The sequence below is a fragment of the Streptomyces sp. NPDC040589 genome (assembly GCF_055594445.1).
In genome coordinates this window covers 282611-306729 of the sequence record NZ_JBVIWP010000004.1, presented here as the reverse complement: position 1 = coordinate 306729, position 24119 = coordinate 282611, and the positions used below count along the sequence as shown (strand labels likewise).

The 24119-nt window shown below is 72.1% G+C and carries 22 protein-coding genes; 16 read left to right on the top strand and 6 right to left on the bottom strand.

Translation table 11 applies throughout. From position 1 onward, the window contains the following. Window positions 1-12: 12 nt before the first annotated feature. Window positions 13-1233, bottom strand: a complete 1221-nt coding sequence (locus ACZ58V_RS19295; protein ID WP_471291006.1) for a sarcosine oxidase subunit beta family protein — start codon at window positions 1231-1233, stop codon at window positions 13-15. Continuing rightward, the gene (locus ACZ58V_RS19290; protein ID WP_471291004.1) at window positions 1230-2543 is read right to left on the bottom strand and encodes a serine hydroxymethyltransferase; all 1314 of its coding nucleotides are present in this window, start codon (window positions 2541-2543) and stop codon (window positions 1230-1232) included. The genes ACZ58V_RS19295 and ACZ58V_RS19290 overlap by 4 nt, the downstream gene beginning before the upstream one ends. A 95-nt stretch (window positions 2544-2638) precedes the next feature. Between ACZ58V_RS19290 and ACZ58V_RS19285 the strand changes: the two genes are divergently transcribed. Both ACZ58V_RS19285 and ACZ58V_RS19280 read left to right on the top strand, forming a co-directional pair. Next, window positions 2639-3334 carry a GntR family transcriptional regulator gene (locus ACZ58V_RS19285; protein ID WP_468188818.1) on the top strand — a complete coding sequence of 232 codons (696 nt, stop codon included), beginning with the start codon at window positions 2639-2641 and terminating at the stop codon, window positions 3332-3334. Window positions 3335-3452: 118 nt separating this feature from the next. Next, a complete protein-coding gene (locus ACZ58V_RS19280) occupies window positions 3453-5861 on the top strand; it encodes a SpoIIE family protein phosphatase (RefSeq protein ID WP_468188816.1) in 2409 nt (802 codons plus the stop codon). A gap of 18 nt (window positions 5862-5879) precedes the next feature. Here ACZ58V_RS19280 and ACZ58V_RS19275 read toward each other — a convergent pair whose 3' ends face one another. Beyond that, a complete protein-coding gene (locus tag ACZ58V_RS19275; protein ID WP_468188813.1) occupies window positions 5880-6407 on the bottom strand; it encodes a MarR family winged helix-turn-helix transcriptional regulator in 528 nt (175 codons plus the stop codon). A gap of 120 nt (window positions 6408-6527) precedes the next feature. Here ACZ58V_RS19275 and ACZ58V_RS19270 point away from each other — a divergent pair, with 120 nt between their 5' ends. The 8 genes from ACZ58V_RS19270 to ACZ58V_RS19235 all read left to right on the top strand — a co-directional run bounded on the left by ACZ58V_RS19270 (window position 6528) and on the right by ACZ58V_RS19235 (window position 14121). After that, window positions 6528-8012: an MFS transporter gene (locus tag ACZ58V_RS19270; RefSeq protein ID WP_471291002.1), complete on the top strand. Its 1485-nt coding sequence runs from the start codon at window positions 6528-6530 to the stop codon at window positions 8010-8012. A gap of 173 nt (window positions 8013-8185) precedes the next feature. Next, a complete protein-coding gene (locus ACZ58V_RS19265; protein WP_471291000.1) occupies window positions 8186-8563 on the top strand; it encodes a hypothetical protein in 378 nt (125 codons plus the stop codon). A 139-nt stretch (window positions 8564-8702) separates the two neighbouring features. Beyond that, window positions 8703-9944 (top strand): cytochrome P450, encoded by a 1242-nt coding sequence (locus tag ACZ58V_RS19260; protein WP_471290998.1) that lies wholly within the window; start codon window positions 8703-8705, stop codon window positions 9942-9944. 49 nt (window positions 9945-9993) lie between these two features. After that, a complete protein-coding gene (locus ACZ58V_RS19255) occupies window positions 9994-10191 on the top strand; it encodes a ferredoxin (RefSeq protein WP_184599145.1) in 198 nt (65 codons plus the stop codon). Beyond that, entirely contained in the window at window positions 10188-11375 is a 1188-nt protein-coding gene (locus tag ACZ58V_RS19250) for an NAD(P)/FAD-dependent oxidoreductase (protein WP_471290995.1), read from the top strand. The genes ACZ58V_RS19255 and ACZ58V_RS19250 overlap by 4 nt, the downstream gene beginning before the upstream one ends. Window positions 11376-11447: 72 nt before the next feature. Further along, the gene (locus tag ACZ58V_RS19245) at window positions 11448-12290 is read left to right on the top strand and encodes an SDR family oxidoreductase (protein ID WP_471290994.1); all 843 of its coding nucleotides are present in this window, start codon (window positions 11448-11450) and stop codon (window positions 12288-12290) included. After that, window positions 12287-13489, top strand: coding sequence for a sensor histidine kinase (locus ACZ58V_RS19240; RefSeq protein ID WP_471290992.1), 1203 nt, complete (start codon window positions 12287-12289; stop codon window positions 13487-13489). The genes ACZ58V_RS19245 and ACZ58V_RS19240 overlap by 4 nt, the downstream gene beginning before the upstream one ends. Further along, the gene (locus tag ACZ58V_RS19235; protein ID WP_471290990.1) at window positions 13477-14121 is read left to right on the top strand and encodes a LuxR C-terminal-related transcriptional regulator; all 645 of its coding nucleotides are present in this window, start codon (window positions 13477-13479) and stop codon (window positions 14119-14121) included. Before ACZ58V_RS19240 ends, ACZ58V_RS19235 begins: the two co-directional genes overlap by 13 nt. A gap of 1 nt (window position 14122) precedes the next feature. Here the strand turns inward: ACZ58V_RS19235 and ACZ58V_RS19230 are convergent, their stop codons facing one another. Beyond that, on the bottom strand, window positions 14123-14878 hold the full coding sequence (locus tag ACZ58V_RS19230; protein WP_471290988.1) for a thioesterase II family protein: 756 nt from the start codon (window positions 14876-14878) through the stop codon (window positions 14123-14125). Window positions 14879-14980: 102 nt separating this feature from the next. Here ACZ58V_RS19230 and ACZ58V_RS19225 point away from each other — a divergent pair, with 102 nt between their 5' ends. Next, window positions 14981-15400, top strand: coding sequence for a DUF779 domain-containing protein (locus ACZ58V_RS19225; RefSeq protein WP_468188790.1), 420 nt, complete (start codon window positions 14981-14983; stop codon window positions 15398-15400). Window positions 15401-15435: 35 nt separating this feature from the next. Then, on the top strand, window positions 15436-15909 hold the full coding sequence (locus ACZ58V_RS19220) for an SRPBCC domain-containing protein (RefSeq protein WP_468188787.1): 474 nt from the start codon (window positions 15436-15438) through the stop codon (window positions 15907-15909). Here ACZ58V_RS19220 and ACZ58V_RS19215 read toward each other — a convergent pair. Further along, complete coding sequence (locus ACZ58V_RS19215) at window positions 15906-17294, bottom strand: M20 family metallopeptidase (protein ID WP_471290986.1); 1389 nt, start codon at window positions 17292-17294, stop codon at window positions 15906-15908. The genes ACZ58V_RS19220 and ACZ58V_RS19215 overlap by 4 nt on opposite strands. Then, window positions 17281-18399, bottom strand: coding sequence for an Lrp/AsnC family transcriptional regulator (locus tag ACZ58V_RS19210; protein ID WP_471290984.1), 1119 nt, complete (start codon window positions 18397-18399; stop codon window positions 17281-17283). The genes ACZ58V_RS19215 and ACZ58V_RS19210 overlap by 14 nt, the downstream gene beginning before the upstream one ends. A 95-nt stretch (window positions 18400-18494) precedes the next feature. On the opposite strand from ACZ58V_RS19210, the gene ACZ58V_RS19205 reads away from it, so the two are divergent. The 4 genes from ACZ58V_RS19205 to ACZ58V_RS19190 all read left to right on the top strand — a co-directional run bounded on the left by ACZ58V_RS19205 (window position 18495) and on the right by ACZ58V_RS19190 (window position 24036). After that, window positions 18495-20069 carry an AbgT family transporter gene (locus tag ACZ58V_RS19205; protein WP_471290982.1) on the top strand — a complete coding sequence of 525 codons (1575 nt, stop codon included), beginning with the start codon at window positions 18495-18497 and terminating at the stop codon, window positions 20067-20069. 39 nt (window positions 20070-20108) lie between these two features. After that, window positions 20109-21263: a M20 family metallopeptidase gene (locus ACZ58V_RS19200; RefSeq protein ID WP_471290980.1), complete on the top strand. Its 1155-nt coding sequence runs from the start codon at window positions 20109-20111 to the stop codon at window positions 21261-21263. A 294-nt stretch (window positions 21264-21557) separates the two neighbouring features. Next, complete coding sequence (locus ACZ58V_RS19195) at window positions 21558-23045, top strand: cytochrome P450 (RefSeq protein WP_471290978.1); 1488 nt, start codon at window positions 21558-21560, stop codon at window positions 23043-23045. Next, the gene (locus tag ACZ58V_RS19190) at window positions 23029-24036 is read left to right on the top strand and encodes a (-)-alpha-amorphene synthase (RefSeq protein WP_468188771.1); all 1008 of its coding nucleotides are present in this window, start codon (window positions 23029-23031) and stop codon (window positions 24034-24036) included. Before ACZ58V_RS19195 ends, ACZ58V_RS19190 begins: the two co-directional genes overlap by 17 nt. Window positions 24037-24119 lie beyond the last annotated feature (83 nt).

Below are 24119 nucleotides of genomic sequence, written 5' to 3'. Positions count from 1 at the left end.
GTGGTGTCCTCCTCAGTGGGCCACGGCCGCTGCGCCGTGTTCGTCGATCAGGGCGCCCGTCGTGAAGCGTTCGAGGGCGAAGGGGGCGTTCAGCGGATGCGGCTCGCCGGTGGCGAGGGTGTGCGCGAAGGTCCAGCCGGCGGCCGGGGTGGCCTTGAAACCGCCGGTGCCCCAGCCGCAGTTGACGTAGAGGTTCTCGACGGGGGTCCGGCCGATGATCGGGGAGGCGTCCGGGGTGACGTCGACGATCCCGCCCCAGGTGCGCAGGACGTGCGCGCGGGCGAAGACGGGGAACAGCTCGACGGCGGCGGCCATCTGCTGCTCGATGACGTGGAAGGAGCCGCGCTGCCCGTAGCCGTTGTAGGAGTCGACGCCCGCGCCCATCACCAGCTCGCCCTTGTGGGCCTGGGAGACGTAGACATGGACGTGGTTCGACATCACCACCGTCGGGTGGACCGGCTCGTGCAGCTCGGAGACCAGTGCCTGCAACGGATGGGACTGCACCGGCAGCCGTACGCCCGCCCGCTCGGCCAGCACGCTGCTGTGCCCGGCCGCCGCGAGGCCGACCCGGCCGGCGAGGATCCGGCCCCGGTCGGTCTCGACGCCCACGACGCGGTCGCCGTCCTTGAGGAACCCGGTGACCTCGCAGCCCTGGATCAGGTCCACGCCCAGCTCGTCGGCGCGGCGGGCCAGAGCCCAGGCGACGTGGTCGTGCTTGGCGATGCCGGCCCGGGGCTGGAAGGTGGCGCCGAGGACCGGATAGCGGGTGCGGGGCGAGACGTTGAGGATGGGGCAGACCTTGGCGACCTCGTCCGGTTCGAGCCAGTGGGCGTCGACCCCGTTGAGGCGGTTGGCGTTGGCCCGGCGCACGCCCTCGCGGACGTCCTGGAGGGTGTGCGCGAGGTTGAGGACGCCTCGCTGGCTGAACAGGAAGTCGTAGTCCAGCTCCTCGGGGAGCCCCTCCCACAGTTTGAGCGCGTGTTCGTAGATCGCCGCGCTCTCGTCCCAGAGGTAGTTGGAGCGGATGATCGTGGTGTTGCGGGCCATGTTGCCGCCGGCCAGCCAGCCCTTCTCCAGGACGGCGACCTTGGTGATGCCGTGGTTCTTGGCGAGGTAGTAGGCGGTGGCCAGGCCGTGGCCGCCCGCGCCGACGATGACGACGTCGTACGAGGAGCGCGGCTCGGGATTGCGCCACAGGAAGTCCGGGTGCTCCGGCAGCGGCTGGGCGGTCATGCCGCGCCTCCGTTCGCGTGGGACAGGTGGGGATAGAGGGGGAAGGCGGCGGCGAGCCCGCCGACCCGGTCGCGCAGTGCGTCGTCGGGCTGTTCGCCCTTCAGGGCCTGGGCGATGATGTCGGCCACCTCGCGGAACTCCGCGTCGCCGAAGCCGCGGGTGGCCAGGGCCGGGGTGCCGATCCGCAGCCCCGACGAGACCATCGGCGGGCGTGGGTCGAACGGCACCGCGTTGCGGTTGACGGTGATGCCGACGCGGTGCAGCCGGTCCTCGGCCTGCCGGCCGTCGAGCGCGGAGTTCCGCAGGTCGACGAGGACGAGGTGGACCTCGGTGCCGCCGGTGAGCACCGTGATCCCGGCCTCGGCGACGTCGTCGGCGAGCAGCCGTCCGGCGAGGACGCGGGCGCCGTGCAGGGTGCGCTGCTGCCGCTCCTTGAACTCCTCCCCCGCCGCCACCTTGAAGGCGACCGCCTTCGCCGCGATGACATGCTGCAGCGGGCCGCCCTGCTGGCCCGGGAAGACGGCCGAGTCGATCTTCTTGGCCAAGTCGGCGCGGCTGAGGATCACACCGCCGCGCGGGCCGCCGAGGGTCTTGTGCGTGGTGGTCGTGACGACGTCGGCGTACGGCACCGGGCTGGGGTGGAGGCCGGCGGCCACCAGCCCGGCGAAGTGCGCCATGTCCACGAGCAGATACGCGCCCACCTGGTCGGCGATCCGCCGGAACGCGGCGAAGTCCAGCCGCCGGGCGTAGGCCGACCAGCCGGCGACGATCATCCGGGGCCGGTGCGCGAGGGCGAGTCGCTCGACCTCGTCCATGTCGACCCTCAGATCGGACTCGCGCACGTGGTACGGCACGACGTCGTACAGCTTGCCGGAGTAGTTGAGGCGCATGCCGTGGGTCAGGTGACCGCCGTGCGCCAGGTCGAGCCCGAGGATCGTGTCGCCCGGCTTGAGCAGCGCGGACATCGCGGCGGCGTTGGCCTGGGCGCCGGAGTGCGGCTGGACGTTGGCGTGCTCGGCGCCGAACAGCTCCTTCACCCGGGCGATGGCCAGGCGCTCGACGGCGTCGACGTGTGCGCAGCCGCCGTAGTAGCGGCGGCCCGGGTAGCCCTCGGCGTACTTGTTGGTCAGGACCGAGCCCTGCGCCTCCATGACGGCGGCCGGGGCGAAGTTCTCCGAGGCGATCATCTCGAGGGTGGACTGCTGGCGGTGCAGCTCGGCGTTCACGGCGGTGGCGACGTCCGGGTCGAGTTCGCCGAGCGGGAGGGCGAGGGGGGAGGCGAGCGTGCTGGCCGACGGGCTGGTTGCCATCTGTGCACCATCCTGGTAGCCGACTAATGCGCAACTGATATATCAGACTCTGCGGTACGGTATGGGAGCTCGCCGGACAGGTCAAGGGGGCATTCATGCAGCAGCTGGCGACCGAGCCCGGAGGCGGAGAGCCGAGCGGCGGAGCGCCCGGGGGCGAGGAGCTGTCGCTCGCCGAGCGGGCCTACCGCGCCATCCGCGACCGGCTCGTCATGCTCGAGATCCGCCCGGGCGCGCCGATCCACGAGGAGCAGCTGGCACAGTCCCTCGGCGTCGGACGGACGCCGGTGCGCGAGGCGCTCAAGCGGCTCCAGTACGAGCGGCTGATCACGACCTACCCCCGGCGCGGCACCTTCGCCACCGAGGTCAACATCACGGACCTGGCTCATATCTCCGAGGTGCGCCAGGAGCTGGAGCCGCTGGCCGCCGCCCAGGCCGCGCGCCGCGCCACGGCCGCGGACCGGGCGGTCCTGACGGCCCTGCGGCAGGAGCTGGCGAGCGCGGACTCCGGCCGGCACGACGACACCGCGCTCATGCACCTGGACCTCCAGGTCCACCGCGCCGTCTACGCCGCCGCGCACAACCCCTACCTGGAGGACACCCTCGTCCGCCACGACAACCTCGCCACCCGCATCTGGTGCCTGTTCCTCGACCGCCTGTCCGACATGGCCGGCCACGTCGAGGAGCACGGGCCGTTGATCGAGGCGATCGTGGCGGGTGAACCGGAGAAGGCGGCACAGCTCGCCCGCGGCCATGTCGAGGGGTTCGAGCGGGCGATTCGCGCGGCCATCTGAGAACACGACCGCCGACGGCGGGAGGGTAGGGGAAAGCCGGAACGGGGTACCCGGCGGCCCTCCCCGAAAAGAAGGCCGGGGAACCAGCGAGGGCGAGGGCGTCACACCCGGAGGCACCGTGGAGGGACGCGTACCGGAGGACCTCGCGGTCGTCGTCGACGCCCGTGGGGCGATCATGGTGTGGAGCGACGGCGCTCGCCGCCTGCTCGGATACGACGCCGCCGAGATCGTGGGCCGGGCCGTCGGCGCACTGCTCGCCGCCGACCTCCCGGAATCCACGCGGCGGCATGTGGCCGACGGGCAGCGGTGGGCCGGTGAGGTGGCGCTCCGGAGCCGGGACGGCGACCGGGTCGTGGTCCGGCTGCAGGGAACGCCTCTGACGGACGCCGGCCACCGGCGGCTCTGGCTGGTGACCGGCGCCGCACCGGCGCACACGGCGCGGCGGGGCGGGCACGGGACCGTGCCCCTGTGGGACCTCACGCTCTCCCAGCTCCCGGTACCGGTGGCCGTCTACGACCTCGAGGCCCGGCTCGTGGCCGCCAACGAGGTCATGACGCAGGTGATGGGCCGGACCGAGGAGGAGATGAAGGGCCTGACGCTGTGGGAGATCCAGCCCGCTTGGCCCTTCGACGAGTACGACCGCCTCCAGCGGGAGGTCCTGCGCACCGGCGAGATGATCTTCCACGAGGAGCGCGTCCGGGCCCCGGGTGAGACCCGGACGCACGCCTGGTCCATGTACATGTCGCCGTTGAAGGACGAGACCGGCACGGTCCAGGGGCTGTCCGCGACCGTGTTCGACACCACGGAGCGGTCCTGGGCCCGCCGCCGGCTGGCGGTGCTCAACGACGCCAGCCTCCGCATCGGGAGCACCCTGGACGTGGCCCGGACGGCGGACGAGCTGGCCGAGGTGGCCGTGAGCGGGTTCGCGGACTTCGTCACCGTGGACCTGCTGGAGTCCGTCGCCCTGGGTGACGAGCCGGAACCGCTGCCGCTGGACGCGCCGGTCACCGTGCGGCGCACCGCGCAGCGGTCGGTGCTCGAGGGCTGCCCCGAGTCGGTGATCCCCTCGGGCGGGACGACGCTCTACCCCGTGGACACGCTGCCGGTGCGGACGCTGGTCGCCGGCCGGGGCGCCCGGCACCGGCCGGGGGATCCGGGGATGCGGGAGTGGATCAGGTCCTCGCCCGCCCGCGCCGAATCCGTGGCCAAGCACATGATCCACTCGGTGATGATGGTGCCGCTGCGGGCCCGGGGGGTGACCCTGGGTCTGGTGCACTTCCTGCGGCACCGGACGCCGGAGCCGTTCAGCGAGGACGACCTGCTGCTCGCGGAGGAGATCGTCGCCAGGGCGGCGGTGAGCGTGGACAACGCCCGCCGCTACACCCGGGAACGCCGTACGGCACTGGCGCTCCAGCGCAGCCTGCTGCCCGACCGGCCTCCGGAACTGGCGGCGATGGAGGTCGCCTACCGCTATCTGCCGACCGGTTCCGGGGCGGAGATCGGCGGCGACTGGTTCGACGTGATCCCGCTGTCCGGCGCCCGGGTCGCCCTGGTGGTGGGCGACGTGGTGGGCCACGGCATCCACGCCTCGGCCACGATGGGCCGGCTGCGGACGGCCGTACGGACGCTCGCGGATGTCGATCTCGCCCCCGACGAGCTGCTCACCCAGCTGGACGATCTCGTCCTGAGGCTCGACCGGGAAGAGGGCCCGGAGGTGCGCGGGCGGTCGGCGGAGGCGTCGGGGCAGGTCGGCGCCACCTGTCTGTACGCCGTGTACGACCCGGTGTCCCGCCGCTGCACCATGGCCCGCGCGGGGCATCCGCAGCCCGCGGTGGTCACGCCCGACGGCGGCGTGCGCTTCCTCGACCTGCCGGCCGGGCCGCCACTGGGCCTGGGCGGCCTGCCGTTCGAAGCGGCCGAGGTCCGGCTGGAGGAGAACAGCCTGCTCGCCCTCTACACCGACGGGCTGATCGAGGCCGCCGACCACGACATCGAGGTCGGGCTCGGTCTGCTGCGCCAGGCCCTGAGCAGCCCCGCCGAGGCGCTGGAGGAGACCTGTGACCAGGTGCTGCACACCGTGCTGGCGGGCCGTTCCGCCGACGACATCGTGCTGATGCTGGCCCGGACCGCCGCGCTCGGCGCCGGGCAGGTGCACACCTGGCAGCTGCCACCGGACCCCGCCGCCGTGGCCCGGGCCCGCAAGCTGGCGGGCGGACAACTGGCCTCCTGGGGACTGACGGAGGCGGCGTTCACCACGGAACTGATCGTCAGCGAACTGGTCACCAACGCCCTGCGCTACGGCGGCGCCCCCATCGAGCTGCGGCTGATCCGCGACTCGACCCTCATCTGCGAGGTGTCCGACGGCAGCAACACCGCACCCCACCTGCGCCGGGCCCGCGTCTTCGACGAGGGCGGACGCGGACTGCTCCTCGTCGCCCAGCTCTCCGACCGCTGGGGTACCCGCCAGACCCCCACGGGCAAGACGATCTGGGCGGAACAGCCCCTGCCCGCCGAGACGTCCGGGTGACCCGGACGCCCCTCTGCTCTAAGTCCGCCGCTCCCCCGCGTCGCGTGCCGGGGGCCCGGCGTCGAGGTCGCTCTCGGTGTGCGTGACGAAGTCGTCGAGGAGCCGGCGGAGGAACCCGGCGAGCTGCCGCAGCTCCCCGGCGGGCCAGGCGGACAGCGCCATCTCCATGCCCCGCCGCCGGACCTCCCGCATGCGCTCGGCGGCGACCAGGCCGGTCTCGGTGAGCTGGACGCGCTGGGCGCGCCGGTCGTCCGGGTCGGGGACGCGGACGACGTAGCCGGCCCGCTCCAGTTGCCGCAGCTGCCGGGTGACGTGGGACGCCTCCACCGACAGCCGGGCGGCCAGGACGCCGGGGCGTGGCGGGTCGCTCCCGGCGATGTGCGTCAGGATCGTCGCGGCGGCCCGGTCAAGGGTCAATCCCGACTCGGCCATCAGACGCTCGTGCTGCCGGGTCCGGCCGGCCAGGTACGTGATGCGCGTGAGGGCTTGCTCGATCTCGGCCAGGGCCGTCGAGGCGGGCTCCGCCACTGGATGCGGTGTGGACATGCACTCAGCGTAGGCATATTTGCCTGAGTTAAGCAATGGAAAAGTTGCTTGACTTAGACAAGGGAAATCTGCTTGCCTAAGTCAAGCAACCTCACTCCCCCGTCGTCCACGGAGGCCTCCATGTCCCACCCCCTCGCCCGCCACGCGAAGGGCGGCTCGTCCGCCCCGCCCAGATCGAACGCCGTGGTCGGAGTACTGGCCTTCGCCGGCATCGTGGTCTCGCTGATGCAGACCCTGGTCATCCCGATCGTTCCCGAACTGCCGAGATTCCTGAACGCCTCGCCGTCGAACGCCGCCTGGGCGATCACCGCCACCCTGCTGGCCGCCGCCGTCGCCACTCCGGTCGTCGGCCGGCTCGGTGACATGTTCGGCAAGCGCCGGATGCTGCTCGCCAGCGTCGTGCTGCTGGTGTCCGGCTCGGTCGTCTGCGCCCTGAGCGACTCGCTCGTCCCGATGATCGTCGGCCGGACGCTCCAGGGCCTGGCGGCGGCCGTCGTCCCGCTCGGCATCAGCATCATGCGGGACGTCCTGCCCGCCGAGCGGCTCGCCGGTTCCACCGCCCTGATGAGCGCCTCCCTGGGCGTCGGCGGTGCCCTCGGCCTGCCCGCGGCCGCCTTCATCGCCGACCGCTACGACTGGCACATGCTGTTCTGGATCTCCGCCGCGCTCGGTGTCGTGGCCCTGGCCCTCCTGGTACTGATCGTGCCCGAGTCGAAGGTCCGCACCGGCGGCAGCTTCGATCTGCTCGGCTCCCTCGGCCTGTCCGCCGCCCTGGTGTCCCTGCTGCTGGCCGTCTCCAAGGGCGGCGACTGGGGCTGGACCAGCGGCACGACGCTGGGTCTGTTCACCGCCGCGGTCCTGGTCTTCCTGCTGTGGGGACGGTACGAACTGCGCACCTCCCAGCCGCTGGTGGACCTGCGCACCACCGCCCGCCGCCAGGTGCTGTTCACCAACCTCGCCTCGGTCGCGCTCGGCTTCTCGATGTTCGCCATGTCGCTCGTCCTGCCGCAGATCCTCCAGCTGCCTGAGCAGACCGGCTACGGGCTGGGCAAGTCCATGCTGGCCGTCGGTCTGATCCTGGCCCCGCAGGGGCTGGTGATGATGGCCATGTCCGCCGTGTCCGCCGGCCTCACCAAGGCGAAGGGCCCCAAGGTCACCCTGATGATCGGCGCGGTCGTCGTTGCCGCCGGGTACGGGCTGGGCACCGTGTCGATGTCCGAGGTCTGGCACATCGTCCTGGTCGCCTGTGTCATCGGCGGCGGTGTCGGCTTCGCCTACGGGGCCATGCCCGCCCTGATCATGGGCGCGGTGCCGGCTTCCGAGACGGCGGCGGCCAACAGCCTCAACACCCTGATGCGCTCCATGGGAACGTCGTTCGCCAGTGCCCTCGCGGGCGTCATCCTGGCGCAGATGACCACCGGCTTCGGGGGCCACGCCCTGCCCTCCGAGAACGGCTTCAAGACGGTCATGGCCATCGGCGCCGGCGCCGCCCTTCTGGCCTTCTTCCTCGCCTCGTTCCTCCCTCGTCGGCAGGCCACCGATGAAACGGCCGAGCCGGCCGAAGCCCTTACTGAAACGACGGAGATCTCCGGGGCGCGCTCCTAGTGCGCGTCCGCTGAGGCGCCGACCCCTGAACGGCCGTGGTGCAGCAGGCTGCACCCCTGGTTCGGGAGCGCGCTCCCTCGTCGCGGCACGCGGCGGACGGGATCGTGGTGAGCAGGTCGGAAACGCCGAACCCACCCCTCCCTCCCCCGCATTCCACCCCGAGAGGCACCTCCATGTCTTCGTTCCTCGCCACCGTCAAGTCGTTCGTCGCCAACCTGCTGCTCTGGAGCTTCTTCACCGTCGGCCTGGGCGCCGCCCTGGGTGCCGGTTCCGTCCTCGACGGCACCCAGAAGGACGTGGCCACCATCGCCGGGTCCGCCGTCGCGCTCGTCACCGGTACGCGGCTCGCCAAGAAGCCGAGGATCAAGGGCTTCCTGTCCAGGCCGGGCACGCTGTGGTTCCTGTTCCTGTTCAACGGCGGTGCGGCCGCGGCGATGCACTTCGCCCTGGACGGCGTGAAGGGCATCGCCGCCGCTGCCGCCATGGCGCTCGTCTCGCTCGGCGCGGCCGGCGGGATCGTCGCCAACTACCGGAACGCGGCCCACGCCTGAGACACCGCTATCCGCCGGCGAGTGACGTGAGTCACGTCAGCTTGAGGTCAGGGAGCTGACCGGAAGCTGTCAGCCCGCTCCGCTTCCATACCGATGCCCGAACTCTTCCCCTCCCCCACCCCATCACTGAGGAGACGTCATGTCCGATGCCCTGCCCTGCCCCGTCACCGGCGCCACCGGCCCGCTGCCCGAGTACCCGCTGCCGCGCGCGGCGGAGTGCCCGCTGGCCCCGGCCCCGGTCGCACAGGAACTGCGGGACGAGAAGCCGATCACCAAGGTGCGGATCTGGAACGGCAGCACACCCTGGCTGGTCACCCGCCACGCCGACCAGCGGGCCCTGCTGCCCGACTCCCGCGTCAGCGACGACGACCTCGACCCCGGCTTCCCGTATGTCAACGCGCACCGGGCGGAGATCGCGCCGATCACACCGCGGCTGATCACCAACACGGACGCCCCGGAGCACACGCGGCTGCGGCGGACCGTCAACGGGCCGTTCGTGGTCAAGCGGATCGAGAAGATGCGGGAGCCGGTCCAGAGGATCGTCGACGAGCTCATCGACGGGATGCTCGCCGGACCGAACCCGGCCGATCTGCTCACGGCGTTCGCGCTGCCGGTGCCGTCGCTGGTGATCGCCGAGCTGCTCGGAGTGCCGTACGAGGACCACGACTTCTTCCAGCGCAGCAGCAGTCTGGTCCTGGACGGTTCGGCGGCTCCGGAGGAGGCCAGGAAGGCCAGCGGTGCGCTGGCCGCGTACCTGGACAACCTCCTCAAGCTGAAGACGGCCGACCCGGACGACGACGTGCTTTCGGAGATGGCAGGCCGTGTCCAGGCCGGCGAGATGACGCACACCGAGGCCGTCCACATGGGCGTCGCGATGCTGATCGCCGGTCACGAGACCACCGCGACGATGATCAGCCTCGGCACCCTCGCCCTGCTCCAGGACCCCGACCAGCTGGCCCTGCTGCGCGAGACCGACGACCCGAAGCTGGTCGCGAACGCGGTGGACGAGGTGCTGCGCTATCTGTCCATCGTCCAGACCGGCGTACGCAGGGTCGCGAAGGACGACATCGAGATCGGTGACGTCGTCATCCGCAAGGGCGACGGCATCATCTTCGACCTGCACGCCGCGAACTGGGACCCGGAAGTCTTCCCCGAGGCCGAGCGCCTCGACATCACCCGCCCGGCCCGCATCCACCAGGCATTCGGCTACGGACCCCACCAGTGCCTGGGCCAGAACCTGGCCCGCCTGGAGCTCCAGGTCGTCTACGGCACCCTCTACCGCCGCATCCCGACCCTGCGGCTGGACGCGGCCGTCGAGGACCTGGAGTTCGACCACACCGGGACCACCTACGGCGTGCACAGCCTGCCCGTGGCCTGGTGACCCCTCCCCCCTCAGATCCCCCCACTCAGAAAGAACCGAGGTGACAACGATGCGTGTGGAACTGGACGTACCGAAGTGCGTGGCGTCGGGGCAGTGCGTGATGGCCGCTCCTGACGTCTTCGACCAGCGGGACGACGACGGTGTCGCGATCCTGCTGGAGGAGCGGCCCGGCGAGGAACTGCGCGGCGAGGTGGAGGAGGCCGTGGCGATCTGCCCGGCCGCGGCGATCCGGCTGGTCGAGTCGTGAGGCGCGTCGTGGTCGTCGGCGCCTCGGCCGCCGGACTCGCGGCGGCGGAGACCCTGCGCCGGGCGGGCTACGACGGCACGCTCACCCTCGTCGGTGACGAGCCGCGCGCCCCGTACGACCGCCCGCCGCTGTCCAAGCAGATCCTCTCCGGCGAGTGGCCGGTCGAACGCCTGTCGCTGCGTCCGCGAGCCGACCTCGACGCCCTCGGCCTCGACCTGCGGCTGGGAGCGGCGGCGACCGGGCTGGACATGACGGACCGTACGGTGTGTCTGGCCGACGGGGAGCAAGTGCCGTACGACGGGCTGATCGTGGCCACCGGGGTGCGTCCCCGGCGGCTGCCCGGTGACGGCGGCGCCCATGTGCTGCGCACTCTGGACGACGCCCTCGCGCTGCGCGAGCGGCTGGAGCCGGGCGGCCGGCTGGTCGTGGTGGGCGCCGGGTTCCTCGGCGCCGAGGCCGCCGCGGTGGCCTGGGGTCTTGGCGCCCGGGTGACCCTGCTGGAACCGGCTCCCGTACCGCTGGCGCACGCCGTCGGGACCGAGGTCGGCCAGGTGCTCTCGCAGGCCCACCTCGACCACGGTGTGGAGCTGCGCACCGGCGTCACCGTGACCGAGGTGACCGACGGAGGCGTGCGGCTCGCGGACGGCGAACTGGTCGAGGCCGACGAGGTCCTGGTCGCCATCGGCTCGCTGCCCAACACTGAGTGGCTGGCGGACAGCGGGGTTCCGGTCGGCGACGGGGTGCTCTGCGACGCGTACTGCGCGGCCGCGCCGGGTGTGTACGCGGCCGGTGACGTGGCCCGCTGGGACAACCCGCTGTTCGGGACGTCGATGCGGATCGAGCATCGTACGAACGCCGCCGAGCAGGGCATGGCCGCCGCCCGCAACCTGCTCGCCGCACCGGATACGCGCAGGCCGTTCGCGCCGGTGCCTTACTTCTGGTCCGACCAGTACGACATGAAGATCCAGGCGTACGGCTATCTGCGCGGCCACGACGAAGTCGCCGTCGTGGACGGGGACTTGGCCGAGCGCAGGTTCGTGGCCGCCTATCGCACGGGCGAGCGGCTGACCGGCGCCTTGGCGGTCGGCATGCCGCCCAAGGCCGTCCGCGGATGGCGGCAGGCCATCGCGGGCGGGACGGCCTGGAGCGACGCCGCACCGGCCGCCGGCACCGAGGCGGCCTGACCCCAGGTATCCCGACTCCCTGCGGGGGCGGCCCCGTTGTCGCCCCCGCCCTTTCTTCGAAGGAGAGCGCAGATGCAGAACCGTACGGACGACCCGCGCGACGTGGTCGTCGTCACCGGAGCGGGCGGGATGGGAACGGCGGTCGCGCGCCGTCTGGGCAGCGGGCGGACGCTGATCCTCGCCGACCACTCGCGCGAACGGCTCGATCAGGTCGTGGCGGAGCTGAGCACCGAGGGCTACGCGGTGCGGGGCGTACCGACCGACGTCTCCGACCGCGCCTCGGTCGAGGAACTCGCCCGGACCGCGGCGGAGCAGGGGCGGATCACCGCGGTGGTGCACACCGCCGGAGTCGCCGCCGCGACGGCCTCGGTCCGCAGAATCCTCGACGTGGACCTGCTCGGCACGGTGTATGTGATCGAGGCGTTCGGGAAGGTGGCCGTCAGAGGCACCTCGCTGGTCTGTGTCGTGAGTCTGGCCGGGCACATGGCTTCGATCGGCGCCGAGGACGAGGCCGCCCTGGCGACGGCTCCCGCCGAGGAACTGCTCGGGCTTGACGCGGTGACGGCCCTCGGCGACGACGCGACCGCCGCCTACATCCTCGCCAAGCACGCCAACCACGTCCGTGTGCAGGCCGCCGCCCTCGCGTGGAACCGGCTCGGCGCCCGCGTCAACACTCTCAGCCCCGGAGTCATCGCCACCGCCATGGCGAAGGCGGAGGCCGACTCGGACGCCGACGGGCACATGCTCAAGATGCTCGACGCGTGCGGCGCGGGCCGCCCGGGCACACCGGGCGAGATCGCCGACGCCGTGGCCTTCCTCACCGGCCCCGAGGCGCGGTACATCACCGGCACCGATCTGCTCGTCGACGGCGGGCAGGCGGCCTGGATCCGCCGGCACATGCGGCGCCCCGGATGACGGTGGCCCCACCGGCCCGTCCGGTCACCGGCCCGGCCCGCACGGGCGGGGAGTTGCGGCAGGCCGGACGGGCCACGCTCCACCTGTTCGTCGCCGCGCTGCTGGCCTTCGGCCTGTATCTGTTCGTCACCGTGCTGCTGATCACGGCGATCGCCACGGTCTCCGTCGTGGGGGCGTGGCTGCTGCCCGAGACGGTGCCGCTGATCCGCCGGATCGCCGGGGCGAAGCGCAGCCTGGTGACGGCCTGGACGGGCCGGGAGATCCCCGAGGCGTACGAACCGGTCGCCGGCCCGCTGCGGGAGCGGCTGCGGATCGCGGTCCGGGACCCCGGCACCCTGACCGACCTGCGCTGGATGGCGGCCTCCTACGTCTACGGAGCCATGCTCGCCCTGGCGCTGCCCCTGTGGCCGCTGGGACTGCTCGTCGACGGCGTGTGGTGCGGGCTGTGGCGCCGTGAGGCGCTCGTCCTGCCGTTGATCACCCGCCTCGCCGATGTGGAGGCCGGCTGGTCGGAGACCCTGCTCAAGCCCTCGCCCAGCGCGCGACTGGCCGCCCGGGTCGAGGAGCTGGCCGCCACCCGGACGGACGCGATCGCGGCGCACGGGGCCGAGCTGCGCCGCATCGAGCGGGATCTGCACGACGGGGCGCAGGCCCGGCTGGTGGCGCTGTCCATGCGGATCGGGCTGGCGGTACGCGCCTACGACCGCGACCCGCAGGCCGCGCAGCGACTGCTGGCCGGCGCACAGGACCAGGCCGAGGAGGCGCTGACCGAGCTGCGGCACGTGGTCCGCGGCATCCATCCGCCGATCCTCACCGACCGGGGCCTGGTCGGTGCGGTGCGGGCGCTGGCCGCGGTCAGCGGGCTCGAGGTGGCCGTGCGGGTGGACGGTCTGGAGGGAGAGGGGGTCCGGGCCCCGGCCGCGGTCGAGGCGGCCACCTACTTCGCCGTGGCGGAGGCGCTCACCAACGCCGCCAAGTACAGCGGCGCCGACCGGGCGTCGGTCGTCCTGGAACGCCTGCGCACCGGGCTGCGCGCCGTCGTCCGGGACGAGGGCGTGGGCGGCGCGGACGAGTCCGGTGACGGTTCCGGGCTGCTGGGCATCCGCCGCCGCGTCGCCGCCCTGGACGGGACCGTGACCGTGGCCAGCCCCGTCGGAGGGCCGACCGTGATCGAAGTGGAGCTGCCGTGCGTGTGGTGATCGCCGAGGACAACGCCCTGCTCAGAGAAGGGCTCGTGCTGCTGCTGACCTCGGCCGGGCATGAGGTGGCGGCCGTCGCCGGCACCGGCCCCGAGGTCCTCCCGGCGCTGCTGGAGCACCGTCCGGACGCGGCCGTGCTCGACGTACGGATGCCGCCGGGCTTCCGGGACGAGGGCCTGCGCGCCGCGCTGGAGGCCCGCGAGAGGATTCCCGGGCTGCCCGTGCTGGTGCTCTCGCAGTACGTGGAGGAGTCGTACGCCGCCGAGTTGCTGGGCGGCGGGGCGAGCGGGGTCGGCTATCTGCTCAAGGACCGGGTGGGCCGGGTGGACGAGTTCCTCGAGGCGCTGGACCGGGTCGCGGGCGGTGGTACGGCCCTGGACCCGGAGGTGGTCACCGAGTCGCTCACCCGGCGCCGCGACTCTCCCCTGGACTCACTGACGCCGCGCGAGCGCGAGGTGCTGAAGCTGATGGCGGAGGGCCACGACAACACCACCATCGCGCAGACCCTCGTCGTCACCGAACGCGCCGTCAGCAAGCACATCGGCAACGTGTTCCTGAAGCTCGGGCTCCCGCCCAGCGACAGCGGCCACCGCAGGGTGCTGGCCGTACTGGCCCATCTGAACGGCCGGTGAGTCAGCGCGGGGTCGCGGCGGGCCGGGCCAGACGCTCGCCGATGACGCCGATCACGTCCGGCGCGTGGTCGATGAGGAAGAAGTGCCCGCCGGGGTAGCGCTTCATCTCGAAGTCGCCCGCGGTGTGGGCGCTCCAGGCGCGTACCTCGTCGTGGCTCGCCTTGGGGTCGTCGTCTCCGGTCAGAGCGGTGAGGGGGCTGTGGAGCCGGTGGTCCGACGCCCACACATAGGTCTCCACCGCGCGGTAGTCGTTGCGGAGGGCCGGCAGGATCATGCGCATCAGCTCCTCGTCCCCGAAGACGCGCTGGTCGGTGCCGCTGAGCCCGCGCAGTTCGGCGATGATCCCGGCGTCGTCACGCCGGTGCACCCGCTCGTCGCGGTGGCACGACGGTGCGCGGCGCCCCGAGACGAAGACCCGCTCGGCGAATCGCCCGGCCCGCTCCAGCCGTACGGCGACCTCGAAGGCCAGGGTCGCTCCCATGCTGTGCCCGAACAGGGCGAAGGGGCGGTCCACCGTGCGCGTCACGGCCCGGCTGACATGGTCCGCGAGACCGTCGATGGTGTCGATCATGGGCTCGTTGTGCCGGTCCTGGCGGCCCGGGTACTGGACGGAGAGCACCTCGACCCCGGGGTTCAACGCCTGGGCCACCGGCCGGAAGAAGGACGCCGAACCGCCCGCGTGGGGCAGACAGACCAGTTGTACGGGGGCGTCGGGGCTCGGGAAGAAGCGTCGTATCCACGGATCGGTGGCGGTCATGGGGCCTTCCTGTTCTCATGCTCGGAACGACTTCTCATGCTCGGAACGACATGCTCGTACCGATTGCCAAGATAGACGGACCGACCGGCCAGGAGGGATCGCATGACGAACCACCCCACCCGCACGGAACGTGTCGAACTGACGCCGGCCGCCGAGGAACTGCTGCGGCGGCTGACCGGGGCGCACGGGCCGGTGATGTTCCACCAGTCCGGCGGCTGCTGCGACGGCAGCGCCCCGATGTGCTACCCGCGCGGTGAGTTCCGGGTCGGTGCCTCGGACGTCCTGCTGGGGCAGGTGGCCGGGGACACCCCGTTCTGGATGAGCGCGGACCAGCACACGTACTGGTCGCACACCCATCTCACCGTGGACGTCGTCCCCGGCCGCGGCAGCGGCTTCTCCCTGGAGGCCCCGGAGGGCGTCCGTTTCCTGATCCGCTCCCGGCTGCTCACCGACGAGGAGCTGCGGCACATCGAGGCGGAGCCACCGCTGCCGACCGGGGCGGACGAGCCCGGCCGGGCCTGAACGGCTCGGTGCGCGCGTCGCCGTAGGGTGGGGGCATGTACACGACGCGGGTCTCCGGCCATGTCGACGCGCCTCGTCCGGCCGTCTACCGGGCGCTGGTGAGCGCGGAGGCGATCGCGCGCTGGCGGGTGCCGGACGATATGCGCGGCGAGGTGCACGAGTTCGACGCCCGCGAGGGCGGCCGGTTCCGTGTCTCGCTGACGTACGACGCGCCGGACGCCACCGGGAAGTCGGCCGCGCACACCGACACGTACCACGGCCACTTCGCGCGGCTCGTGCCCGACGAGCAGGTGGTCGAGGTGCTCGCGTTCGAGTCCGCCGACCCCGCGCTGGGCGGCTCGATGACCATGACGACGACGCTCACCGACGCGGAGGGCGGCGGCACCGACGTCCTCATGGTCCACGAGGGCATCCCCGACGTCGTTCCCGCCGCGGACAACGAGACGGGCACGCGCATGGCTTTGGCGAACCTGGCCCGGTTCGTCGAGACGGGCCCGGACGTCGTCTAGGGCGCGGGGCGTCGTTCGCCGAGGTCCCAGAACAGGCCCGCCATGATGCCCAGCCCCTCTCGGGCCACCGCTCCCAGCAGGTGCTCGTCCGGGGCGTGTTGGGAGCAGGACGGGTGGGAGTGCGGGATCCAGACGGTGGGCAGGCCAAGGATGTCCGCGAAGGCGTCGTTGGGGAGCGTGCCTCCGAGGTTCGGCAGGACGGCCGGTTCCTTGCCCGTGGTGTCGCGCAGGGAGTCCACGGCCCAGCGGACCCACGGGTCGTCGGGGCTGAGGCGGGTCGCGGGCACGGCCTGCAGCACCTCGACGTCGACCATGGACAGGCCGTGGGCGTCGAGGTGGTCGCGGACGATGCGTTCGAGGTCGCGCCAGGGGGTGCCGACGACGAAGCGGAGCTGGACGTCGGCGTGGGCGCCGCCGGGGATGGCCCCGACGGGCTTGGCGGGGTCACCGGCGGCCAGGGTGAGGACCTCCAGCGTGTTCCAGCCGAAGACGCGTTCGGCCGGGGTGAGACCCGGCTCGCCCCAGTCGGTGTCCACGTCCGGGTCGTCGTCCCCGCCGCCCACGGTGAGGTCGGCCAGGGCGGCGGCGACGGGCCCGGGCAGCGCCGGGGGGCGCAGTCCGTCCACGAGGATGCGGCCCCGGGCGTCGACCAGGGTCGCCAGGGCGCCGGCGAGCACCGTGGCGGGATTGCGCAGGGCGCCGCCCCAGTTGCCCGAGTGGTGGGCGCCCTCGCGCAGGGCCACGCGCAGGCGGAAGTTGGCGGCGCCCCGCGAGCCGAGGAACAGGGTGGGGCGGCCGGCCGCGAGGCGCGGGCCGTCGGAGGCGATCAGCAGGTCGGCGGCCAGGTCGCCCTTCAGCCGGCGGCACATCTCGCGCAGGCCCGGTGAGCCGGACTCCTCGCCGGTCTCGACGAGCACCTTCAGGTTGAAACCCAGCCGGCCTCCGCGAGCCGCCAGGACCTGTTCGAGCGCGGCCAGGTTGACGGTGTGCTGGCCCTTGTTGTCGGCGGTGCCGCGCCCGTAGAGGCGGTCGCCCTCGACGACGAGTTCCCAGGGGGACAGGCCGGTGCGCCACCGGTCGTCCTGGCCGGGGACGACGTCGCCGTGGCCGTAGACCAGGACGGTGGGCAGGTCGTCGGCCTCGTGCCGGTGGGCGAGCAGGAACGGTCCCGCGCCGGGCACCGGGTTGTCGACGATCCGTGCGGTCGCGCCCAGGCGGCTCACGGCGGGGGTGAGTTCGTCGGTCAGGTAGGTGCGCAGCGGGCCCGTGCCGTCGGGCGGCGGGCTCTGGGTCGGGAACGCGACCCGGCGCCGCAGGTCGGCGAGGAACTCCCCGGAGTCGTAGTAGGCCTCGGCCAGGCCGATGGCGGTCTCACGTGTCGTCATGCGCTCCACTCCCACTGGTCGGTGTCCGGTTCGCTTCGGGACCTCTGATGCCGCTCTCGTGGTCCGCCGGTCCGGGCGCGTTCGCCAGGCGTCCGTCCTCCCGGTCGAGCCAGTGCCGCCGCAGCGCCCGGAGCACCACGGAGACGTCGGAGGAGAGCACCCCGGGAAGCTCCGCCACATCGCGGGTGAGGAACGCGGCGAGGCCCGCCTCGTCGCGGAAGACGCCCTGGTGGACGACGGAGAAGGGGCCCGCGTTGGTCGACACGTAGCGGGCGGAGGGGTGCCGGGCGAGTGTCCCGGCCGCCTCTTCCACCCCGCCCGGTGACACGGTCAGGGCGACCACCGCCTCCAGGGCGTAGCCGAGCAGGTTGGGCTCGATCTCCACGCGGGGGCGGATCAGTTGGCGCTGGAGCAGTGACTGGGTGACGCGGTAGGCGGTGGACTGGCCGATGGCGAGTTCCCGGGACACCTGGGCGGCGGTCATACGGCCGTCGGCGGCGAGCAGCCGCAGTGTGCGCAGTTCGTCGTCGGCGAGGCGGGCGGGCCGGTCGGTGCCGTCCAGTGCGGCGTCGCCGTCCTGGGCCGCGTACTCGGCGAGCAGCCGGTGCTGGTCCGCCGTCAGCCGGGGCAGCCGCCAGGAGTCGGACTTGGTGTCGGCGCGCAGGACGAGTGCTGTGCGGGTGGAGTGCACACCGGGGAGTGCGGCGACGCGCCGGGTGAGCAGGTCGTGGGCCTCGGTGCGACGGGTGGGCTGGACGACGCAGTAGACGTCCGCCTGCCCCGCGGTGACGGCGACATGGGCCGCCTCGGGCAGTGCGACGAGCCGCCGGGCGACGTCGTCGGCCCGTCCCGGCGCCGCGGTCACCCACACATGCCAGGGGGTTCCCTCGCCGGACACCGACAGATCGACCTGGCCGATCACCCGCAGCAGCCGGTGCGACTCCAGCCGGGCCAGCCGTCGTCCCACGGTGCTCGCCGACACGCCCAGCGCCTGGGCGAGGAGGCTGAGCGGGGCGCGCGGCGCACGCTGGAGCGCGGCGACCAGATCGAGGTCGTCGTCGTCCAGGGCGTTCTCCACGGGGTCCATCAGTGCCCATCCCTTCATGGAACGAATCCGTCAACCAGCGGCTTCACGCGACCGATACGACCACAACAACCTTTTCACTTGCATGATTTCGTCAAGGCGTCGTCAATAGGGGTGTGACCACCGCCACTTCACCCCCACCACCCGACGCCCCTTCGAAGCAGCTGTCCCGGCTGCTCGCCGTCCTGGGACGCATCGAACGCCTCGGCAACAAGCTCCCCCACCCCTTCTGGCTGTTCGGCGTGCTGAGCGTCGTACTGGCCCTGGTCAGCTGGCTCCTGTCGGCGACCGGCGCCTCCGCGCTCAATCCGGCCACCGGCAAGACGGTGGGGGTGCGCAGCCTCGTCTCGGGCGAGGGGCTGCGGATGATGATCTCGGACGCGGTGACCAACTACGCCACGTTCCCGCCGCTCGGCACGATCCTGGTGGTCATGCTGGGCGTGGCCGTCGCCGACCGGTCGGGACTGCTGCCCGCGATGCTGCGGGCTGCCGTCGCCCGGGTCCCGGCCCGCTGGCTGACGTTCACGCTGGCCTTCACGGCGATGGTCGCGCACGTCGCGTCCGACGCGGCCTATGTGGTGCTGGTGCCGCTGGGCGCGATGGCGTTCCGGGCGGTGGGGCGCAGCCCGATGCTGGGCGCGGTGGTGGCGTTCGTGTCGGTGGCCGCCGGCTATGACGCGAGCCCGCTGGTCACGCCGACGGACGCGGTGCTGTCCGGGCTCACGACGGCCGCCGCGCACACGGTCGACCCGTCGTACGTGGTCAATCCGCTGTCCAACTACTTCTTCTCGCTGGTCTCGTCCGTCGTCCTGGCCCTCGTGATCACTGTCGTCACGGAGAGGGTCATCGCCCGGCGGGTGGCGGCGATGCCGGAGGAGCCGGAGCCGGAGGACGTCCCCGAGGGCGCGGGCGAGGCCTCCGAGGGGCTGACCCTGCGCCCGGAGGAGCGCAAGGGCCTGCGCAACGCCGGTCTGGTGCTGCTGGCGTACGCGGCGCTGGTCGTGGTGGCGATGGTCCCGGCCGGATCGCCGCTGCGCGGCGAGGGCGGCAGCATCGTGCAGTCGCCGGTGCTCACCGGCATCGCGGTGGTCCTGGCCGTGGCGTTCCTGATCGTGGGCGCCGTGTACGGGCGCACGGTGGGGACGGTACGGAGGGGCCGGGACATCCCCGACCAGATGGCGCAGGGCCTGCGCGAGATGGCGCCGATCCTGGTGCTGTTCTTCGCCATCTCCCAGTTCCTGGCGTACTTCAAGTGGACCGGTGTCGGCGAGGTCCTGGCGATCCGGGGCGCCGGCCTGCTGAAGTCGGCCGGCATCACGGGACCGGTCGCGTTCCTCGGCGTCCTGCTCATCTGCACGGTGATCAATCTGCTGGTCACCAGCGGATCCGCCCAATGGGCCCTGGTCTCACCGGTGTTCGTGCCGATGTTCATGCTGCTCGACATCCCGCCCGAGGTGACGCAGGCGGTGTACCGCATCGCGGACTCGTGCACCAACGCGGCGACCCCGATGAGCGCCTACTTCGTCATGACCCTGAGCGTCGTACAGCGCTACCGGCGCTCGGCCGGCATCGGCACGCTGCTGTCGCTGACCCTGCCGCTGTGCCTGGTCATGCTGGTGGCCTGGACTCTGCTGTTCTACGCCTGGTGGGCGCTGGGAATTCCGCTGGGCCCGGGCGTTCCGGTCCGCTGACGCCGTGACGCATCACCGTACGTACGACAAGGAGCGCGCATGTCCCTGACCCGTGTCGAGTCGCTGGCCCGGGCCGCCCTGCCGGAGATCACCGGTGATCTGCGGACGCTGGTCGAGCTGGAGACACCCAGCGACGACAAGGAGTTGCTGATCGCCGGTCTCGCCGCCGTCGAGGCCTGGACGCACCACCGGCTCGGCCCGCCGGACGAGTCCCGGCGCCATGACGGCGGCGCCCACGGCGACCTGCTGGAACTGCTCTACCGGGGCACGTCGCCCGCGGTGGTGCTGGTCCTGTGCCACTACGACACGGTGTGGCCGGCCGGCACCCTCGCCGAGTGGCCCTTCCGGGTGAGCGAGGACGGCCGGGCCACGGGGCCGGGCCTCTTCGACATGAAGTGCGGCCTGGTGCAGGCGGTGTGGGCGCTGCGCCTGCTGCGGGAGCTGGACCTGCCGCGCCCGTCGGTTCGGCTGCTGTTCAACGGCGACGAGGAGATCGGCAGCCCCGCCTCCCGCCCGGTGATCGAGCGGCTGAGCGAGGACGCGGCGGCCACGCTCGTGTGCGAGGCGTCGGCCGGGCCGGAGGGCGCGCTCAAGACGGCCCGCAAGGGGGTCGGCCTGTTCGAGGTGACGGTGGAGGGCGTGGAGGCGCACGCCGGTCTCGACCCGGACAAGGGCGCCAGCGCCGTGCACGCGCTCGCCGAACTGGTCACCCGGATCGCCGGGCTGGGCTCGCGGGAGCGCGGGACGACGGTCAACGTCGGGCTGATCAGCGGCGGCACGGGGCGCAACGTCATCGCCGGCCGGGCTGGCTGCGGCATCGACGTACGGGTCGCCGATCCCGCCGAAGCGGCCCGCGTCGACGCCGCGCTGGCCTCCCTCGCCCCCTCGGATCCCCGGGTACGGGTCTCGGTCACCGGCGAATGGAACCGCCCTCCGATGGTGCCGACGCCCGCCTCGCGGCTCCTGTTCGATCAGGCGCACGCGGCAGCGGCGGAACTGGGGTGGGCCCTGCGGGAGACCGCCGTCGGCGGAGCGAGCGACGGCAACTTCGTCTCCGCGCTGGGCCGTCCGGTCCTCGACGGCCTGGGAGCGGTGGGCGACGGCGCCCACGCCCGGCACGAGCACATCCTGCTGGACCATGTCCCGCCGCGCACCGCGCTGTTGGCCGGAATTCTCATGGCGGCAGCCGTATAGCCGGACGGCCCACCTGCCGCTCCCTCCATGTTCATGCCAGGCACGCAGAACGACTGCCGTGCCCTTCAGGAGCACAGACGGAACACGCATTTCTCCGTGCACAGAAATGCATTAACCAACTGAATGTATGTAGCAACCGTGGCGCGCTCGACGCCCCTCCGTGCTTCCGTGCGCCCCTATGGAGAAAGGATTCGGCGAGCCGTCGGCAGATTTCACTGGGCAGGACTGAGGCGAGCGTCAAATCGAGGCGATCGCACCACAATCCCGTGTGCTGACCGAGGCAGGTGGTTTTCGATGAGCGGCTCCGTTCCCGGACCAGCCCGAAATTGGACAGTGGGCACTGCTCCAGGCATATTCCCATTCCTGGGCCACGGTATCGACTTGGTCCGTCGCCCGCTAACTTTTCTGGAATCTCTGCCCGCGCACGGGGATCTGGTCGAAATACGCCTGGGTCCGCAGCGTGCCTGGATGGCCTGTCACCCGGATCTCGTCCACCAGGTACTAGGGGACCCGGAGACGTTCGACAAGGGCGGCCCGCTCTACGACCGGCTGCGGATACTGCTGGGGGACGGCGTCGGCACCTGCCGGCATGCGGATCACCGCCGCCAGCGCAGGCTGCTCCAGCCCGGCTTCCGCAAGGCCCGCGTCGCCGACCAGGTGCAACTGATGGGCGAGGAAGTGGAGTCGGTGTGCCGCACGTGGCGGGGCGGGCAGACGGTCGACATCAGCGCGACCATGATGGATCTGTCGACCCGTGTGATCAGCCGCGTCCTTTTCTCCGACTCGCTCGACGCCGCGACGGCCGCCGAGATGCGCAAGTGTCTGGCCACCGTGGTCCGGGGCATGTTCGTCCGGACGGTGATGCCGGTCGACGCCCTGTTCCGTGTTCCCACTCCGGCGAACCGGCGCTACCGGCACGCGTCCGAACGCCTGCGCGCGATCGTCGACGCGGCTGTCGCCGAACGCCGGCGAGGCGCTGCCCGCGACGACCGGGACGATCTGCTGGGGACCCTGCTGGCGGCGGCACGGGGTGACGGCGTGGAGTCGGCGATCACCGACAGGGAAGTCCACGGCCAGGTGATCACGCTGATGTTCGCCGGCGCCGAGAGCACCGCCCTGTGCCTCTCCTCGGCCTTGGAACTGGTGGGGCGGCATCCCGAGGAGGAACGCCGTCTGCACTCCGAGGTCGACGCCGTGCTCGCTTCAGGACGACCGCCCGGCCCCGACGAACTGCCGCGCCTGGTCCGCACGCGGTGCGTCCTCACCGAGACGCTTCGCCATCGCCCGCCCGGCTGGCTCTTCACCCGCGTCGCCACGAAGGAGACGGAGCTCGCCGGGCACCGGCTCCCGCCGGGCGCCACGGTCGTGTTCAGCCCGTACCTCCTGCACCACGACCCCGACCAGTTCCCCGACCCCGACCGCTTCCTCCCCGACCGCTGGCTGCCCGGGCAGGCCGAGGCGGTCCGCCCCGGAGCGATGATTCCGTTCGGAGCGGGCCGCCGGAAATGCATCGGCGAGACGCTCGCCATGACGGAGGCCATGGTGGCCGTCGCGTTCCTCACCCGCCACTGGCGACTGCGCCATCTGCCCGGCTACGAGGAACGGCTGCGCCCCGCGGCGTCGTTGGGACCGCGGGGACTGGTCATGACCTGCGAACCACGAACGAGGAGGCCGGTGGCGGCCACACCGCCCCGGGCGGATTCCCGCGCACCCAGGACAGCTGTCGTACCCGTCGTCCACGACTCCCGAACGGCAGGTGGCAACGATGTCCACGACGCATGAGGAGATCGCGCTCGCCGCGCAGGACGGAATACCGGCGGTCAATCTGCGGGACCTGATCGACGCGAACCTCTACATGCCATTCCCGTACGAGCGCAATCCCCACGCGTCCGAAGCTTCGGCCGGCGTCGACACCTGGCTGAGTACCTGGGGGCTGACCGACGACCCGGCAGTGGCGGCCATGATCTCCTATACACGTCCCGCCGAACTCGCGGCCTGCAACAGTCCGTCCATGGATTCAGGGCTCCTCCAGATCGTGGCCAACCAGATCGCCTACCAGTTCGTCTTCGACGACCGGGCGGAGGACGTCGGCCGACGCTCCCCGGGACGGTTGCTGCCCATGCTGTGCGAGAGCGTCGCGATCCTGCGGGACGGCCAGCCGCCCGCCACCCCGCTCGGCGCGGCCCTGGCCGACCTCCATCGACAGGTCCGGGAGCGGTGCACACCCGATCAGGCCGCCCGATGGGCCTGGAACAGCCGGGAGTACGTGCACGGCCTCCTGTACGAAGCGGTGGCCCAGGACCATTCCGACCCGGTGAGCAGCGGGCTGTGCCGGTCCGTACGGTCCCTCATCGCCGGCGTCGAGCCGTTCTATCCGCTGTGCGAGGCCGCGCAGCGGTGCGAACTGACCCCGGAAGAGATCCATCACCCCGTCATGCGACGCCTGAGCCGGTTGTCGGCCGACGCGGCGGTGTGGATACCCGACCTCTTCTCCGCGGTGAAGGAACAGCGCGCGGGCGGCATGATCAACCTGGCCCTCGCCTACCGGCGGACACACCGGTGCTCCCTGCCGGTGGCCGTGACCCTGGCCGTAGGGCACATCAACCGCACGATCCGCGAGTTCGAGGAACTCTGCGGTGAGATCAGGCCGGAGTTGAGCCCGGCCGGCGTCGGCTACGTGGAGGGCATGGCCGGCTGGATCCGCGGATGCTACTTCTGGTCCCGTACCGTGCCGCGGTACGCCGACACGATGGCGGCACCAGCGGGGCTCTGACCGGCCGGCCGACCGGTCGCCTCCCCACAGGGTTCCCGAAAGGGGCGGAAACGGAGCACGTTACCCCGAAGGACGGGGGCTCA

Coding starts and splice junctions, on each gene's coding strand:
- ACZ58V_RS19190 (WP_468188771.1), top strand. CDS start 23,029: ATGTCCACGACGCATGAGGAGATCGCGCTCGCCGCGCAGGACGGAATA.
- ACZ58V_RS19260 (WP_471290998.1), top strand. CDS start 8,703: ATGTCCGATGCCCTGCCCTGCCCCGTCACCGGCGCCACCGGCCCGCTG.
- ACZ58V_RS19290 (WP_471291004.1), bottom strand. CDS start 2,543: ATGGCAACCAGCCCGTCGGCCAGCACGCTCGCCTCCCCCCTCGCCCTC.
- ACZ58V_RS19245 (WP_471290994.1), top strand. CDS start 11,448: ATGCAGAACCGTACGGACGACCCGCGCGACGTGGTCGTCGTCACCGGA.
- ACZ58V_RS19295 (WP_471291006.1), bottom strand. CDS start 1,233: ATGACCGCCCAGCCGCTGCCGGAGCACCCGGACTTCCTGTGGCGCAAT.
- ACZ58V_RS19265 (WP_471291000.1), top strand. CDS start 8,186: ATGTCTTCGTTCCTCGCCACCGTCAAGTCGTTCGTCGCCAACCTGCTG.
- ACZ58V_RS19255 (WP_184599145.1), top strand. CDS start 9,994: ATGCGTGTGGAACTGGACGTACCGAAGTGCGTGGCGTCGGGGCAGTGC.
- ACZ58V_RS19200 (WP_471290980.1), top strand. CDS start 20,109: ATGTCCCTGACCCGTGTCGAGTCGCTGGCCCGGGCCGCCCTGCCGGAG.
- ACZ58V_RS19220 (WP_468188787.1), top strand. CDS start 15,436: ATGTACACGACGCGGGTCTCCGGCCATGTCGACGCGCCTCGTCCGGCC.
- ACZ58V_RS19285 (WP_468188818.1), top strand. CDS start 2,639: ATGCAGCAGCTGGCGACCGAGCCCGGAGGCGGAGAGCCGAGCGGCGGA.
- ACZ58V_RS19195 (WP_471290978.1), top strand. CDS start 21,558: ATGAGCGGCTCCGTTCCCGGACCAGCCCGAAATTGGACAGTGGGCACT.
- ACZ58V_RS19210 (WP_471290984.1), bottom strand. CDS start 18,399: ATGAAGGGATGGGCACTGATGGACCCCGTGGAGAACGCCCTGGACGAC.
- ACZ58V_RS19270 (WP_471291002.1), top strand. CDS start 6,528: ATGTCCCACCCCCTCGCCCGCCACGCGAAGGGCGGCTCGTCCGCCCCG.
- ACZ58V_RS19230 (WP_471290988.1), bottom strand. CDS start 14,878: ATGACCGCCACCGATCCGTGGATACGACGCTTCTTCCCGAGCCCCGAC.
- ACZ58V_RS19225 (WP_468188790.1), top strand. CDS start 14,981: ATGACGAACCACCCCACCCGCACGGAACGTGTCGAACTGACGCCGGCC.
- ACZ58V_RS19275 (WP_468188813.1), bottom strand. CDS start 6,407: ATGTCCACACCGCATCCAGTGGCGGAGCCCGCCTCGACGGCCCTGGCC.
- ACZ58V_RS19215 (WP_471290986.1), bottom strand. CDS start 17,294: ATGACGACACGTGAGACCGCCATCGGCCTGGCCGAGGCCTACTACGAC.
- ACZ58V_RS19240 (WP_471290992.1), top strand. CDS start 12,287: ATGACGGTGGCCCCACCGGCCCGTCCGGTCACCGGCCCGGCCCGCACG.